The 15,222-nt window shown below is 69.1% G+C and carries 15 protein-coding genes and 2 tRNA genes; 13 read left to right on the plus strand and 4 right to left on the minus strand.

The window, feature by feature from the left end; translation table 11 throughout:
• The first annotated feature begins 24 nt into the window (after positions 1-24).
• The 10 genes from ACIRCZ_RS03745 to ACIRCZ_RS03790 all read left to right on the plus strand — a co-directional run bounded on the left by ACIRCZ_RS03745 (position 25) and on the right by ACIRCZ_RS03790 (position 9,408).
• Complete coding sequence (locus tag ACIRCZ_RS03745; RefSeq protein WP_055893674.1) at positions 25-1,125, plus strand: ABC transporter permease; 1,101 nt, start codon at positions 25-27, stop codon at positions 1,123-1,125.
• A gap of 1 nt (position 1,126) precedes the next feature.
• Positions 1,127-2,176, plus strand: a complete 1,050-nt coding sequence (locus ACIRCZ_RS03750; RefSeq protein ID WP_055893677.1) for an ABC transporter permease — start codon at positions 1,127-1,129, stop codon at positions 2,174-2,176.
• Positions 2,173-3,864 carry a dipeptide ABC transporter ATP-binding protein gene (locus ACIRCZ_RS03755; protein WP_402849777.1) on the plus strand — a complete coding sequence of 564 codons (1,692 nt, stop codon included), beginning with the start codon at positions 2,173-2,175 and terminating at the stop codon, positions 3,862-3,864. The genes ACIRCZ_RS03750 and ACIRCZ_RS03755 overlap by 4 nt, the downstream gene beginning before the upstream one ends.
• A 9-nt stretch (positions 3,865-3,873) precedes the next feature.
• On the plus strand, positions 3,874-4,728 hold the full coding sequence (locus ACIRCZ_RS03760; protein WP_055893686.1) for an ATP-binding cassette domain-containing protein: 855 nt from the start codon (positions 3,874-3,876) through the stop codon (positions 4,726-4,728).
• On the plus strand, positions 4,725-5,747 hold the full coding sequence (locus tag ACIRCZ_RS03765) for a D-isomer specific 2-hydroxyacid dehydrogenase family protein (RefSeq protein ID WP_402849781.1): 1,023 nt from the start codon (positions 4,725-4,727) through the stop codon (positions 5,745-5,747). The genes ACIRCZ_RS03760 and ACIRCZ_RS03765 overlap by 4 nt, the downstream gene beginning before the upstream one ends.
• A gap of 95 nt (positions 5,748-5,842) precedes the next feature.
• Positions 5,843-5,915, plus strand: a tRNA-Asn gene (locus ACIRCZ_RS03770).
• 165 nt (positions 5,916-6,080) lie between these two features.
• Positions 6,081-7,262 (plus strand): sensor histidine kinase, encoded by a 1,182-nt coding sequence (locus tag ACIRCZ_RS03775; RefSeq protein WP_402849784.1) that lies wholly within the window; start codon positions 6,081-6,083, stop codon positions 7,260-7,262.
• Positions 7,263-7,275: 13 nt separating this feature from the next.
• Positions 7,276-7,938: a response regulator gene (locus tag ACIRCZ_RS03780; RefSeq protein WP_402849787.1), complete on the plus strand. Its 663-nt coding sequence runs from the start codon at positions 7,276-7,278 to the stop codon at positions 7,936-7,938.
• Positions 7,939-8,076: 138 nt separating this feature from the next.
• Positions 8,077-8,397 carry an SHOCT domain-containing protein gene (locus ACIRCZ_RS03785; protein ID WP_055893697.1) on the plus strand — a complete coding sequence of 107 codons (321 nt, stop codon included), beginning with the start codon at positions 8,077-8,079 and terminating at the stop codon, positions 8,395-8,397.
• A gap of 99 nt (positions 8,398-8,496) precedes the next feature.
• Positions 8,497-9,408 (plus strand): sensor histidine kinase, encoded by a 912-nt coding sequence (locus tag ACIRCZ_RS03790; RefSeq protein WP_402849790.1) that lies wholly within the window; start codon positions 8,497-8,499, stop codon positions 9,406-9,408.
• A 33-nt stretch (positions 9,409-9,441) separates the two neighbouring features.
• On the opposite strand, the gene def is transcribed toward ACIRCZ_RS03790, so the two are convergent.
• Positions 9,442-10,008 carry a peptide deformylase gene (def, locus tag ACIRCZ_RS03795; RefSeq protein WP_402849793.1) on the minus strand — a complete coding sequence of 189 codons (567 nt, stop codon included), beginning with the start codon at positions 10,006-10,008 and terminating at the stop codon, positions 9,442-9,444.
• A gap of 40 nt (positions 10,009-10,048) precedes the next feature.
• Between def and ACIRCZ_RS03800 the strand changes: the two genes are divergently transcribed.
• From ACIRCZ_RS03800 to ACIRCZ_RS03810, 3 genes are all read left to right on the plus strand, one after another.
• Positions 10,049-11,014, plus strand: coding sequence for a DMT family transporter (locus ACIRCZ_RS03800; RefSeq protein WP_402849796.1), 966 nt, complete (start codon positions 10,049-10,051; stop codon positions 11,012-11,014).
• Positions 11,015-11,104: 90 nt separating this feature from the next.
• Positions 11,105-12,367, plus strand: a complete 1,263-nt coding sequence (locus tag ACIRCZ_RS03805) for a glycosyltransferase (RefSeq protein ID WP_055893709.1) — start codon at positions 11,105-11,107, stop codon at positions 12,365-12,367.
• A gap of 10 nt (positions 12,368-12,377) precedes the next feature.
• Positions 12,378-12,451: transfer RNA gene (locus tag ACIRCZ_RS03810), tRNA-Ile, on the plus strand.
• 75 nt (positions 12,452-12,526) lie between these two features.
• On the opposite strand, the gene ACIRCZ_RS03815 is transcribed toward ACIRCZ_RS03810, so the two are convergent.
• The 3 genes from ACIRCZ_RS03815 to ACIRCZ_RS03825 form a co-directional block, all read right to left on the minus strand.
• Positions 12,527-12,964 carry a VOC family protein gene (locus tag ACIRCZ_RS03815; RefSeq protein ID WP_402849799.1) on the minus strand — a complete coding sequence of 146 codons (438 nt, stop codon included), beginning with the start codon at positions 12,962-12,964 and terminating at the stop codon, positions 12,527-12,529.
• Between the two features lie 70 nt (positions 12,965-13,034).
• A complete protein-coding gene (locus ACIRCZ_RS03820) occupies positions 13,035-14,390 on the minus strand; it encodes an anaerobic C4-dicarboxylate transporter family protein (protein WP_402849802.1) in 1,356 nt (451 codons plus the stop codon).
• Positions 14,387-15,145, minus strand: a complete 759-nt coding sequence (locus tag ACIRCZ_RS03825; RefSeq protein WP_402849805.1) for a Type 1 glutamine amidotransferase-like domain-containing protein — start codon at positions 15,143-15,145, stop codon at positions 14,387-14,389. The genes ACIRCZ_RS03820 and ACIRCZ_RS03825 overlap by 4 nt, the downstream gene beginning before the upstream one ends.
• Positions 15,146-15,222 lie beyond the last annotated feature (77 nt).

The following is a 15,222-nucleotide window of genomic DNA, read 5'->3' on the forward strand; positions in this document are numbered from 1 at the left end:
TCGAACCACCCACGATTGGCTTCCATGACAGCGACTGTCACCGGCCCGGCCGCGCCAGCAGCGCCCGGTCCAGAACGAACCAGGACGAAGCAGCGGCGATCGGGAGGCGGCCTCGGCCGGTACATCCTGGTCCGCGCCCTCCTGATCATCCCGACGATCTTCATCCTCGTCACCCTCGTCTTCTTCCTGATGCGCTCAACCGGCGACCCGATCACCGCGGCGCTCGGAGGGAAGCTGCCTCCCGCGCAGCTGCAGCAGCGCATCCACGAGGCCGGATACGACCGGCCCCTGATCGTGCAGTACTTCGACTACCTCGGGCAGATCCTGCGCGGCGACTTCGGCACCAGTTTCACCGACCACCAGCCGGTCACGCAGATCCTGCTCACCTACGGTGCGGCGACGCTGGAGCTCGCGTTCTACGCGCTCATCGTCGCCTTCATCGTCGGCATCCCGCTCGGCATGGTGGCCGCGTACTTCCGCGACAAGGGCCAGGATGCGTCCCTCCGCGTGTTCGCGATCCTCTGCTACGCGACGCCGGTGTTCTTCGCCGGTCTGCTGCTCAAGCTGGTGTTCTCGATCTGGCTGAACTGGCTTCCCGTCGCCGGGCGCGCATCCACCAGCTCGGAGCTGGAGATGCAACTGCTGCCCAACAAGACGGGCATCTACCTGATCGACGCGTTCCAGACCGGCGACCCCGCCGTGGTCGCCGACGTGCTCACGCACGCGATCCTGCCCGCCGTCGCGCTCGGCCTGCTCACCGCCGGCGTGTTCCTGCGGCTGGTGCGCACCAACGTCATCGGCACGCTCTCCACCGACTACGTGGATGCGGCCAGGTCGCGCGGCGTCAGCGAGTTCCGGCTGGTGCGCAAGCACGCATACCGGCCGGCCCTCATCCCGATCATCACCGTGATCGGCCTGCAGATCGCGCTCCTCCTCGGCGGCGCGGTGCTGACGGAGACGACGTTCGAGTGGAAGGGCCTTGGCTTCCAGCTCGCGCACTATCTGCAGGCGCGCGACTTCGTCGCCGTGCAGGGCATGGTCGCCCTGCTCGCCGTCGTCGTGGCGCTCACCAACTTCATCGTCGACATCATCGCGGCGCTCATCGACCCGAGAGTGAGGTACTGAGATGGCGAAGCGCAGCATTCTGGACAGGCTCCCCATCGTCCACCAGCTCCGGCAGAGCGTCGGCCTGCAGCGCGGGATGCTCGTGGCGGGCCTCGTGATCACCGGCGTCTTCATCCTGGTCGCGATCTTCGCCCCGCTGATCGCGCCGTACGGCTTCGCCCAGCTGCGGGATGCGAGCGGGCAGTTCGGCTCGCAGCAGCCGCCGAGCGGCGCCCACATCTGGGGAACGACCGTCGGCGGCTACGACGTGTTCTCGCGCACGATCTGGGGAGCGCAGACCGCGATCTCCGTGATCATCGTCGCGGTGATCCTGTCGATCTTCGTCGGTATCTTCCTCGGTCTCGTCTCCGGCTACTTCGGCGGCTGGCTGGACAGGATCCTCGTGGTGGTCTGCGACGCGATCTACGCGTTCCCGTCGCTGCTGCTGGCGATTGTGATGGCCATCGTCATCAGCGGCGGCCAGTCGAACCTGTGGGGCGGCATCCTGGCCGCGGCGATCTCGATCACCGTGGTGTTCATCCCGCAGTACTTCCGCGTCATCCGCGCCGAGGCCGTGCGGATCAAGGCGGAGGCGTACGTCGAGTCGGCGAAGGTGGTCGGCGCGAGCAACAGCCGCATCATGTTCCGGCACGTGCTGCGCAACTCCACCCGCACTCTGCCGCTGATCTTCACGCTCAACTCGTCGGAGGCGATCCTGACGCTCGCGGGACTCGGCTTCCTCGGCTTCGGCATCGAGCCGACCGCCGCAGCGGAGTGGGGCTACGACCTCAACAAGGCGCTGTCGGATGTGACGAGCGGCATCTGGTGGACCGCGGTGTTCCCCGGCGTCGCCATCGTGCTGGTGGTGCTCGGCATCACCCTCGTGGGCGAGAGCCTGAACGACCTGGCCGACCCGAGGCTCCGCGGTCGCCGTGCCGTCGCTCAGGCGGCGGGAACGGTCGCGGAGACCTCCGTCGTCCCCGGTGGAACGCTGGACGCCGGCCCAGGAGGGATCGACGGCCTCGAGGGCGGGGAATCATTCGACGAACACGGAATCGAGGTCAAGCCATGAGCGACGTCGTACAGATCGACAACCTGGTGGTCTCGTTCTCCACCGACGCCGGCGCTGTGAAGGCCGTCGACGATGTGTCCCTGCGGGTCGCCCCTGGCGAGGTGCTCGCCATCGTCGGCGAGTCCGGCAGCGGCAAGACGGTCACGGCCAAGACCATCCTCGGCCTGCTGCCGGAGACCGCCACGGCCTCCGGCGCCGTGATCCTGCGCAGCAAGGACGGCCAGAGCGAGGCCGACGTCATCAGCCTGAGCAAGCGGCAGCTGCGCGAGGTGCGCGGCACGGATGTGGCCATGGTGTTCCAGGAGCCGTCCACCGCGCTCAACCCGGTGTACCCGGTGGGCTGGCAGATCGCGGAGGGCCTGCGTGCCCACAGCAAGATCTCGAAGAAGGCCGCACAGGCGCAGGCGGTCGAGATCCTGCAGCGGGTCGGCATCCCGGAGCCGGAGAAGCGGGTCAAGTACTACCCGCACCAGTTCTCCGGCGGCCAGAAGCAGCGCATCGTGATCGCGATGGCGCTCGTTTTGAACCCCGGCCTGATCGTGGCGGACGAGCCGACGACGGCACTGGATGTGACCGTGCAGGCCGAGATCCTCGACCTGCTTCGACGCTGCCGCGACGAGTTCGGCGCCGCCATCGTGCTCATCACGCACAACATGGGCGTCGTCGCCGACCTTGCCGACCGCGTGGCCGTGATGTACCAGGGCAAGCTGGTCGAGGAGGCGGACGCCCGCACGCTGTTCGCCTCCCCGCAGGCGGATTACACCAAGAGGCTGCTCGCCTCCGTTCCGAAGATCGGGCAGGGGCTCTCGTCCACGCAGGACAGGGCTGCGGCGCGCGGCGCCGACTGGGACGACGCTGTTCCCGTTGTGAAGGCGGAGGGGCTGCGCATCCAGTACCCCGGCAGGCTCGGTCGCCCTGGCTTCGTGGCGGTGGACGGCGTCGACTTCGAGATCCGCGCAGGCGAGGTGCTCGGCCTGGTCGGGGAGAGCGGGTCGGGCAAGACCACGATCGGCCGCGCCATCGGCGGGCTCAACCGGGTCACCGGCGGCTCGTTGCGGGTGCTCGGCCACGAGATGAACGGGGTGAAGGAGCGGCAGTTCAAGCCGGTCCGCAGCGACATCGGGTTCGTGTTCCAGGACCCGGCGTCGAGCTTCAACCCGTTGCTGACCATCGCGGACTGCGTGGCGGAGCCGCTCGTCGTGCACGGGCGCGCGTCCAGCCCGGCGGATGCGCGGGGCAGGGTGGACGACCTGCTGGAAGCCGTGCAGCTCCCCAAGAGCTACGGCGACCGGTTCCCGCACGAGCTGAGCGGCGGGCAGCGCCAGCGTGCCAGCCTCGCCAGGGCGCTCGCCCTGGAGCCGACCCTGCTGATCGCCGACGAGCCGACGTCTGCTCTCGACGTCTCCGTGCAGGCGCGTGTGCTCGAGCTCTTCGCCGAACTGCAGAGGGAGTTCGGGTTCGCCGCGCTGTTCATCAGCCACGACCTGGCCGTCGTGGACATCCTGGCCGACCGGATCGCGGTGCTGCACCGCGGCAAGTTGGTCGAGGAGGGCACGGGCGCCCAGGTGCTCGGCAACCCGCAGCAGGCGTACACCCAGCGCCTGCTCGCCTCGCTCCCCGTGCCGGATCCGATCGAACAGGCCGACCGGCGGGAAGCCCTGCGCGCTTTGCGAGCGGAGAGCGCCTAGGGTCGTTGTGTGAGTTCCAACCCCGCGATCGTCGTCAGCGACCTGTCCGTCGAATACCCAGCGCGGGGCCCGAGCGCCTCCTGCGTCGCCCTCCGCGGAATCAACGTCCGCGTGGAGACGGGGGAGGTGCTAGGCGTTCTGGGGGAGACCGGTTCAGGCAAGTCGACGCTGGCGGCGATCCTGGCCGGCCGCGGCCTTCCGCTGCGCGCCTCCGAGCCCGGTCCGCGGATCAGCGGGGGAGACGCGACCGTGCTCGGCACATCGCTGCGCAAGGCGAAGAAGCGCGATGTCGCAGAGGTCACTTTTCACGTCGGCTATCTGGCACAGGATGCGGCGAACACCCTCGAACCCTCGCTGACCATCTCAGACAACGTGGCCCTGCCGATCTTCGAGCGCGACGAGCACTACAGCAGGCGCGCCGCCGGTGAGCGAGCTGCGACCATGCTCGACACGGTGCACCTGCCGCTCAGCGTGCTGAACAAGTACCCGTACGAGTTGAGCTCAGGGCAGCGTCAGCGCGTCGCGCTCGCCCGCGCGCTGGTGCTCGGCCCGTCCGTGCTCGTCGCCGACGAGCCGACCGCCGGCATCGACGCGACGGTGCGGGACGCTGTGATCGACCTGCTCGCCCAGCTTCGCGACCACGAGGGGTTCTCCGCCGTGCTGGTCAGCCACGATCTGTCCGTGCTCCGCAGGGCGAGCGACAACACCATCGTGCTGCAGGGCGGCCGCGTCGTCGGCTACGGGCCGATCGAGGACGTGCTGGCCGACCCGCAGCATCCCTTCGTCGACGGGCTCGCGAAGGCACTGAAACCACCGCAGCGTCGCACCGAGCGACGCCCGAGACGTTCGGAGAAGAACCGATGACCGCCGACAACACCGCTGCTCCCGCCGCCGTGCGGCAGCACAGAGCCGTCCTCGCCGTCGAGGCGGAGGCTCTGCCCGCCGACGAGCGACCGGAGCCGGGCCCCATCGCCGTCATGCCGACAGAGGAGCAGACCTTCGTCGACGCCGTGCACGCCGGCGGAGGCACGGTCGCAGAGCTCTCCGACGCGACGCGTGGCCTGGTCTGGCTGACCTACCTGGATGCGCGCGGGCTCGCGGAGACGCTGGAAACGCATCCGCAGATCGGCTGGGTGCAGTTGCCGTACGCCGGGGTCGACGCGTTCGCCGACATCCTCGCCGCCGAGGACAGGCCTGGCCTCATCTGGACGAGTGCGAAGGGCGCCTATGCGCAGCCGGTCGCCGAGCACGCCCTCGCCCTCACGCTGGCACTGCTGCGTGTCCTGCCGAAGCGCGTCGTCGCACGCTCCTGGGCCACCGAGCAGGAGGGCCGCTCGCTGTACGGGCTGCGCGTGGTGATCGTCGGCGCCGGAGGGATCGCGCTGGAGCTGATGAAGCTGCTCGAACCGTTCGGGACGGAGATCACGATCGTCCGCCGCTCCACCGACCCCGTCGCCGGCGCGAGCCGCACGGTGACGGCGGACCGCCTGGCCGAGGTGCTCCCCGATGCCGACGTCGTGGTGATCGCCGCCGCCCTCACAGGGGGCACGCGTTACCTGTTCGGTGCGCCGGAGTTCGCGGCGATGAAGGAGACGGCGTACCTGGTCAACATCGCTCGCGGCGGGCTTGTCGACAGCGACGCCCTGGTGGCCGCCCTCGCCTCCGGCGCGATCGCGGGCGCCGGGATCGACGTGACCGACCCAGAGCCGCTGCCGGACGGGCACCCGCTCTGGGACGAGCCCAACTGCCTCATCACGCCGCACCAGGCGGACACGCCGGAGATGACGGCGCCGCTGCTGGCCGAGCGCATCCGCCTCAATGTGCACGCGTTCCTCGAAGACGGCCGGTTCGTCGGGGTGGTCGATCCGCCGGAAGGCTACTGACGAACCATGCGTCAGCGAGCGACGCGCGCGGGCGTCCCGGCCGATTTTTGCTGGCCGCGGATTCCTTGCTAGAGTAGCTACGCTGATTCAAGCATTCCTCGATAGCTCAATTGGCAGAGCAGCCGGCTGTTAACCGGCAGGTTCTTGGTTCGAGTCCAAGTCGGGGAGCGTTGAACCCCCGAACTTCCCCGGAAGTTCGGGGGTTTCCTCGTTAACCGGAGCGCATATGTCGCGGCGGGCATACACGGCGTGCTGCCGTGTACTCCCGGGGGAGTAGCCGTGAACCTCCCTGCGGCGGTCGTCGCGTTCAGCCCCGCTCGTTAGCATGGACGGATGGCCTGGAGCGCGGATGAGCAAGCACGGCTCGCGCGCGCCGAACGGGGCTGGACCAACCGTCCCCGGCCCCCTGCTGCCCGCTGGTTCCCCGTCGTGGTCGCCGCCCTCATCCAGGTGCCCGGCCTCGTCATCGCCATCCACGACGCCAGACGGGATGCGCTCTCGCTGGCGTTCGTGCTCGTCGCCTTCGCGTCGTCCTTCGTCCTCCTCGCGGCCAGGAAGCATCCCGGTGTCGTCGTCGCGGTGATCGGGGCCCTCTGCGCGCCCGCCATCGCCGTCAGCGCCGGTCCGCCGTTCGCGGCCGTGCCGCTCGCCTTCGCCGTGGTCAGCGCCGTCGTGCGCGGGGCGCGGGTGTGGGCGTGGTGGACCCTCGCAGGGCTCGCCGTGCTCGGGCCGCTCGCGGCCTATCTGCTGAGCGTGCAGCCGACCGCGATCATCCGGCCGCTGATCGTCGCGCTCATCCTGCTGCTGCTGGTCGGCGTCGGCGAGGCGATCCGGAACCGGCGGGAGCGCTACCGCGAGCTGTCTCGGACGATCGCCGCGCGGCGGGAGTCCGCAGCGGAGGCGGAGCGGCTGCGCATCGCGAGGGAGCTGCACGACGTGCTCGCGCACTCGCTCTCGCAGATCAGCGTGCAGGCCGGTGTCGGACTGCACCTGTTCGACACCCGCCCGGACAAGGCCAGGGAGAGCCTGGAGGCCATCAGGGCGACCAGCGGGCAAGCGCTGGAGGAGGTCAGGGGAGTGCTCGGCTTCCTGCGCTCGGAGGGCGACGGGGCCGCCAGGGCGCCGGAACCGGACATCGACCGCATCCCTGTGCTGGTGGACACCTACCGGCGTGCAGGGCTCGAGGTGCGGTACGAGAACACGCTCACGACCGTCCCGGCGCCGGCGATCCAGCTCGCGGTGTACCGGATCGTGCAGGAGTCGCTGACGAACATCGGCAGGCACGCGCAGGCGACGCACGTCTGGATCGCACTCGGCCAGGATGACCGCGAGTACGTCGTCTCCGTCATCGACGACGGCCGCGGCCTGCCGGACGACGACGACCTCGGCGGCGGGATGCTCGGGATGCGCGAGCGCGCCGAGCTGCTCGGTGGCAGGTTCGAGGCGGTCTCCGAGGAGGCGGGGGGAGTCACCGTGACCGCCCGCATCCCGATCAGGACGGCGGGCGCCGCGTGATCCGGGTGCTGCTGTGATCCGGGTGCTGCTGGCCGACGACCAGCACCTCGTGCGCGCCGGCTTCCGGGCACTGCTTGAGGCCGAGGACGGCATCGACGTTGTCGGCGAGGCCGCGACCGGCCGAGACGCCGTCGCCCTGGCGAAGCGGCAGCGGCCGGACGTGGTGCTCATGGACATCCGGATGCCGGACGGCGACGGGCTGTGGGCCACGGAGGAGATCGTCCGCGACCCCGAGCTGGCAGACACGCACATCGTGATCGTGACCACCTTCGAGCTCGATGAGTACGTCGCCCAGGCGATCACGGCGGGCGCGAGCGGATTCCTGGTGAAGGACACCGAGCCTGTCGACCTCATCCGGGCGGTGCGCGTCGCTGCCGCAGGGGACGCGCTGCTGTCGCCTGGCGTCACCAAACGGCTCCTCGAACGCGTGGCAGGCGGGCTGCGGCCGGCGCCGCCGAGCACGGCCCTCGACGCGCTCACCGAGCGGGAGCGCGAGGTGCTCGCGCTCGTCGGCCAGGGGCTGAGCAACGGCGAGATCGGCGAACGGCTCTACCTCAGCCCGCTCACCGCGAAGACGCACGTCTCCCGCATCATGCAGAAACTGGATGCGCGCGACAGGGTGCACCTGGTGGTGCTCGCCTACGAGAGCGGGCTCGTGCAGCCGGGGTGGCAGTAGCAGGACTGCCGCGCAGCGTTCGTCCCACGGGAGTACGGACATTCACTCCGCCGGGCCGATTCGCTTCAGGCCGCATCCGGCGAGGCTGAGGGGGACGGTTCGCATCCGACGCGGACCGCAGTCACGATTGGAATCATCATGCTCAGCACCATCGCCGCGACCACCGTCGCCGCCCACTGGGTCGGCCCGTGGGCGGGAGGGTTCGGCTTCCTGTTCCTCCTCATCCCGCTGTTCTGGATCGCTGTCTTCGTCCTGATCTTCGTGTTCGCGGGTCGCCGCTGGCGCCGGGCCGCCGCTGCCGGCTACGGCCCTGGATACGGCCGAGGCTGGGGAGGTGCCGCCGGCTCGCGTTCGGCCGAGGCCACCCTCGCAGAGCGCTTCGCACAGGGCGATATCGACGAGGTCGAGTATCGCGCACGGCTCGAAGTGCTACGCGCGAACCGCCCGGCCGGGCAGTAGCGCCAGCGGGACGGGCGACGGCGGCACGAAAAGCGCCGGGGCGAGGACGGATATGATCGTCCGGGCCGAAGACCCCCGTCACGGCCGGAAGGATAGGCCATGAACGCTCTGTCAACGGCAGACGCCAGGAGCCTCGTGCTCGTGCTCGCCATCGCCGGAGCCGCGCTCCTCGTCGCCGCCGTCGTCCTCCTCGTGCTGTGGTTGCGCTCCCGCCGTTCGCACGCGCGGCTGAGCGGCCGGCGCGAGGAGAGCGAGTGGGACCGCATCGACAGGGAACTGGAGCTGGCCGAGCAGGCCGGCCGGTTCCGCATCGTGCGCGAACTCGGCGACGTGGCCATCCAGTCGGTCTCCCGCCTGGCGTCGCAGGCAGAGGGCGTCCGCTACGCCGCCGTCTCCGATCCGGAGGCCGCGGCACGCGCAGTCGCGGCGCTGGAGACCTCCGCACGGGATGCGCTCGGCGATCTGCGGCGCATCCAGACCGTCGTCCGCGACGGCGAGAGCGCTGCGATGCCGCAGCCCAGCCTGCACTCGGCCCGCGACCTGTTCCGGGTGATGCGGGACGCCGGGCTCGACGTCACGTTCACCGAGTCCGGCGACCGCTTCGAGCTCCGACAGGGCGCGGAGCTCGCGGTGTTCCGCATCCTGCAGTCCAGCCTGGAGAACGCACTCAAGCACGGCGGTCCTGGCACAGCGGTCGCGATCGGTTTCACCTGGACGGGCGACGGACTGCAGGTCAGCGTCGACGACGACGGCATCCGCTCTGCTGCGCGCAGGATGGGGCTCGCCGGGGAGGCGGTCGACCAGGCGACGCAGTACACGATCGACGAGGACCTGCGCGCCCTCACCGAGACGTACGACGGGGCAGGGCTCACCGGGATGCGCGAACGTGCTGCGCTGTTCGGCGGGGTGCTGAACGCATCCACTGTTCCCGGCGTCGGGTTCTCTCTGTCCGTGGTGTTCCCTGCGCTGAAGTTCCACAACGGAGTGCACGGGGTCGACCTGGGGCGGTGACCGCCCGGTCGACGCGACGCCCGGCGCGTCGGCTCAGTCGTCCAGGTGGTCGCGGCCAGGCAGCCAGCTGAGCCCAGGGACGCCCCAGGAGTTCTTCTTCTGCACCTTCTTCGCCGCCTTGGCGAACGGGTGGCTCAGCCTGTCGACGTAGAGCACACCGTCCAGGTGGTCGAACTCGTGCTGGAAGATGCGCGCCAGCCAGCCGTCTGCGCGAATCTCGAACGGCGTGCCGTCGAGGTCGACGGCCTCCAGGATGACGCTCTCAGCGCGGCGGAGCGGGAATCGCTCGCCGGGGAACGACAGGCAGCCCTCCGCCTCTGCGTCCTCGTCGAGCTCGCCGATACCGGTCGGACTGATCCACAGCACCGGGTTGATGGCGACGCCGCGGTGCCGCACGTCGTCGTCGTCCGTCCAGCCGAACACGAACAAGCGGAGAGGGACGCCGACCTGCGGGCCGGCCAGACCGACGCCGGGAGCGGCGTCCATCGTCTCGAACATGTCGTCGACGAGGGTGCGCAGCGCGTCGTCGAACTCCGTGACGGGAGCGGCTGGTGCGTGCAGGACAGGGTCTCCGGTGATCCGGATGGGAAGGACGGCCATTCAGCAAGAATATCGGGGGGAAACTGGATAGGGTCGTGGGGTGGGTACGGAACTGATGGATGCGCTCGACCTGGCCTATGAGCCGAGTCAGCTCCTGGGCATCCCGATCGCGCTCATCGGCGCGTGTTTCCTCTCCATCGGGGCCCAGCTCCAGCACCACGGCGTCGCCAAGGTCGAGGCCAACACGCAGGATGCGCAGTCCGGCCTCAACCTCCGTCAGCTCGGCCTGCTGCTCGCCCGCCCGTCCTGGGTCATCGGCACGGTGCTGCTCGGTCTCGCCATCGTCTTCCAGCTCGTCAGCCTGAAGCTGTCGCCGATCATCCTGGTGCAGCCGCTCGGCGTCGTCGGGCTCGTCATCACGAGCATCCTGAACGCCAGGGTCAGCGGGGTGAAGCTCAACCACCGGTCGGTGATCGCGGTGAGCCTCTGCGTGGGCGGTGTCGGTGCGTTCGTGCTGATCGCCGCGGTGTACGCCCGCGACCGGCCCGTGACGACGCAGGCGCTCGTGGAGATCCTGATCATCCTCGCCGTCGTGCTGCTCACCTTCGGCGCCCTGTTCTACTTCCTGCGCGCCAAGTTCAAGGCGATCATCTACATCATCGGCGCCGGTGTGCTCTACGGTTTCGTCGCGACGCTCGCCAAGGTGGTCATCGACCGCATCTCCCGGCAGGAATGGGACTGGCTGCTGGTGCTCTGCATCGTGGCGCTGCTGGCGGCCGCGATCCTGGGCGCGTACTTTGTGCAGAATGCGTACTCGTCCGGGCCTCCCGACCTGGTGATCGCGGGCCTGACGGTGGTCGACCCTCTGGTCGCGGTGACCATCGGCATCGTCATCCTCGACGAGGCCGCAGGGGCGCCCTGGTGGGCCATGGTCGGCTTCGTCCTGTCCGGCGCCGTCGCCATCTACGGCGTCTTCCAGCTCGCGAAACACCACCCGCAGGCGGCCTCCGCCGCGCCGGTCGCTGCAGCGGTTGCCGACAAAACAACGGATTCCGGCTTAGACTAGGCCGTTGAATCAGCCGGTCGGGCCCCGATCGGCGAGCGAACACCGTCGCCGGATTCACCATCCCGGCCCACTAACGTAGGGATTCACCACGTGCCCGATACGAGCGGACAGCCGAGCAGTACGCCCGCCCAGCCCCCCGTTCCGGCCAAGAAGCCGCTGACCGTCGTGATCGGGGCCGACACGTTCGCCCCCGACGTCAACGGCGCGGCGCGGTTCGCCGAGCGGCTCGCAGCAGGGCTCGTCTCCCGTGGGCACGACGTCCACATCGTCGCGCCGGCGGCCAGCCGCAAGCACGGCACCTGGGTCGAGGAGCACGAGGGCCAGAAGATGACGGCGCACCGGCTGTACAGCTGGCGCTGGTACCCGCACGACTGGCTGCGGTTCGCGATCCCGTGGCGGATCAAGCAGAACAGTGCGCGCATCCTGGACGAGGTGAAGCCGGATGTCGTGCACTTCCAGTCGCACATCGTCGTCGGCCGAGGGCTCTCCCAGGAGGCGCAGAAGCGCGGCATCCGGATCATCGGCACGAACCACTTCATGCCGGAGAACATGCTGGAGTTCACGCTCCTGCCTCGGTTCATCCAGGACTACGCGATCGGCCTGGCCTGGAAGGCGGCGCGCCGCACGTTCGGTCGTGCAGAAGCGGTCACGACGCCGACGGCGAAGGCCGCTCAGTTCCTGGAGAAGTACACCGGACTGCGCAACGTGCACGCGATCTCCTGCGGCATCGACGCCCACAACTACACGCCGGACTTCACGCCGCGCACCGGCAACCGCATCCTGTTCGTCGGGCGCGTGACGGGGGAGAAGCAGATCGACGTGCTGCTGAAGGCCGTCTCGCTGCTGCCGTCCGATCTGGATGCGCAGCTCGAGATCGTCGGAGGTGGCGACCAGCTCAAGAACCTGCAGTCCCTCGCCGAACAGCTCGGGATCGCCGACAGGGTGACGTTCACCGGCTATGTGACCGACGAGGAACTGCGCCAGGCGTACACCCGCGCAACCGTGTTCGGGATGCCGTCGATCGCCGAACTGCAGTCGATCGCGACGATGGAGGCGATGGCCTCCGCGCTGCCGGTCGTCGCGGCGAACGCGATGGCGCTCCCGCACCTCGTGCACGACGGCGAGAACGGCTACCTCTTCGAGCCAGGCAACGCACAGCACCTCGCCGACCGCCTCGAGCACGTCCTCACCCTGCCGCAGGAGGAGCTCGACGTGCTCAAGAACGCGTCGCTCCGCATCGTCGCCGCGCACGACATCCAGACGACGATCAGCACCTTCGAAAGCCTGTATCGTGGTGAGCCGGTGGCCGACCCTGTGACGGAATCGGCCCCACCAGTGCCCAGCACGGACTGAACGGGCACACGGGGCGGTAGCTCAGCTGGTTAGAGCATCGGACTCATAATCCGCCGGTCACGGGTTCAAGTCCCGTCCGCCCTACCGACGCCGGGTGCGTGGCTCAGTGCCTCAGCGCATCCGCCAGTGGCAGGAAGCGCTGAGGCCGCGTCCGCGCGGTCAGCCTTTCTTGAGCTCCTCCGCGAACATCACGATGATCCCGCTCGGCCCGCGGAGGTACGTGAGCTTATAGACGTCCTGATACGTCGCCACGCCGCGCAGCGGGTAGCAGCCGTGCTTCGCGGCGATGGCGAGGGCGGCGTCGATGTCGTCGACCGAGAAGGCGACGCGGTGCATCCCGATCTCATTGGGGAGCGTCGGTTCGGTCTCGATCGCATCCGGGTGGATGTACTCGAACAGTTCGAGCTGACCGCTGCCGTCCGGGGTCTGCAGCATCGCGATCTTGGCGTGGTTGCCGTCGAGGCCGACAGCGGTGTCCGCCCACTCGCCGCTGACCGTGTCGCGGCCGAGCACAGTGAGACCGAGGTCGGTGAAGAAGGAGATGGTCGCTTCGAGGTCGCGCACGGCGATCCCCACGTTCTCGAACTTGATAGCCATGCTGCATGGTATCCAGGGCGGCCGACGGTGGTCGAGAACGACGACACCGCCGAGGGCGATGGGAGCGCCGTCAGGCGAACGCGAACGACAGCGCGACTCCGACGACGATGGCGACGCCGATGTAGACCAGGTTCGGGAGCTGGAACGAGTGGTCGACGACGAACCGGCCCATCTTGGTGGTGCCGGTCTGGTCGAACGCCACCGTCGCCACCTGGCTGCCGTTGGCCGGGAGCGTGTAGATGCCCATCGTCGCCGGCCACAGGCCGACCAGAAGGGCAGCAGGCAGCCCGATCGTGATGCCGATGGGCACGATGGCGTTGGTGGCGCTCGACTGGCTGGTGGTCAGCATCGCCACCGCGAACAGAGCGATGGCGAACAGCACGGCGCCGAGGAACGCCGACGAGCCGGACACCACAGAGCCGAGCCCGTCGACGATGAGCTTCTGGTTCGCCGCGACGAACGTGTTGGCCAGCCAGGCGATCCCGAACAGCGCGATGGCGCCGACCATCCCAGCAGGGAACGTGGCCTGCTTCGGCACGTCGGAGGCTTTGACCTTGCAGAGCACGAAGATCAGCGCGGCGATGACGCCCATCGTCACCTCGATGATCACCGTCACACTGAGCCGGAGCGGACTGCCGTCGTCGTTGGTCCCGATCACCGGGCGCAGCCCCTCGAACAGCCCGAAGAACACGATCACGCCGACCCCGACGAGGAAGATGGCCGCGGACAGCACGGCCGTGCGCGGGAGCTTCTGGTCGTGGGCGTCCTCGGTGGGCGGCTGGATCTGACCGTCGGCGAGGCGCTTCTGGAACACCGGGTCGTCCTCCAGGTTCTTGCCGTGGCGCATCATGACGAGCGCGGCCACGAAGAGCCCGGCGATGGATGCGGGCCACATGATCAGCAGGAGCCCGCCGAGATCGACGCCCTGCGGTGCGAGCAGCACCACCATCGAGGCGGTCGCCGCCGACACAGGGGAGCAGAGGATGCCGACCTGGGACGCCACAGCCGACACCGACAGGGCGCGCTCGGGGCGGATCTTCTGCTGGTACGACACGTCGTAGATCACCGGGAGCAGCGGGTAGAAGATGTTGCCGGTTCCCGCTCCGACCGTGAACAGGAACGACATGGCCGGCGCGAGGAACACCACGGAGCGTGGGCGGCGCCTGATCACCTTGGCCGCGACGGACACCATCCACTCGATGCCTCCCGCTGCCTGCATGGTCGATGCGGCGGTGATGACCGTGATGACGATGAAGACCGCATCCACCGGGGCGCTGCCCGGCGCCTCTCCGAAGCCGAAGACGAGCACAGCGACGCCGACGAGCCCCCACACGCCCAAGCCGATGCCGCTGGTGCGGGTGCCCATGTAGATCGCGGCGACCACGACCACGAGCTGCGCGACGAGCACCCACACGTTGTCGTTCACGACGACGGTCCAGCGGTGACGGGCGCAGAGCCGGTCAGGATGCGGGTGGGCAGCGGCGTCTCGACGATCTGGCCGTCGATCGCTTCGACGCGCACGGCGAGTGGCGCATCCACGGGGCTGATGGCGGTGACGAAGCCGCTGCTGTCGAAGTGCAGCGACTGGAGGTTCCCGACGGCGTACCCGGTGCTGAGCTCTCCGCTGAGCAGCGCCGCGTGGAACAGCGGTTTCCGTTCGTCCTCGGCGTCGTAGTGCGGGCAGAAGCTGCCGTGAAGGAAGCCGAGGCCCTCGGGAAGCACCCGCAGCGGCGGGCCGTAGCTGTCGGTCGTTCCGCCCTCGAACCAGCAGATGCCGCCAGCGCTGCCACCGGTGAAGACGACGTTGGACGCAGGGTCGTCCCACAGCTCCCGCAGGATCACGTCGAGGCCCTGCCGTCGCCACACATCGAGCATATTGGCCGTGTTGCCGCCGCCCACGTGGATCACGTCGAAATCGCGGACGAACCCGGCGAGGTCCTCGACGGAGCGATGGAACAGCGGCAGGTGGTGCGGGGCGCACCGGTCGGAATCGTAGGTGGAGTAGAAGCTCACGATGTACGCGGCATCGTCTCCGGTCGCCGTGCCGAGGAACAGCACGCGAGGCCGCTCCGTGCCGGTCAACCCCAGGATGTAGTCGTGCGTCGGATCGTTCCGCCGATCCATCATGGCCCTTCCGGCCCCCGTCGCCACCACGTGCCCCACAGCCCACCTCCGTGTCACCAGCGATACGTGTGCTCAGGCTAGCGGCGCTCTCGACGGGTTGTCGAGGAGTCGGATTCGCCGGTGGCGGACCTCAT

Origin of the sequence: Leifsonia sp. NPDC102414, assembly GCF_044765685.1 — a bacterium.
Classification (GTDB): Bacteria; Actinomycetota; Actinomycetes; order Actinomycetales; family Microbacteriaceae; genus Leifsonia.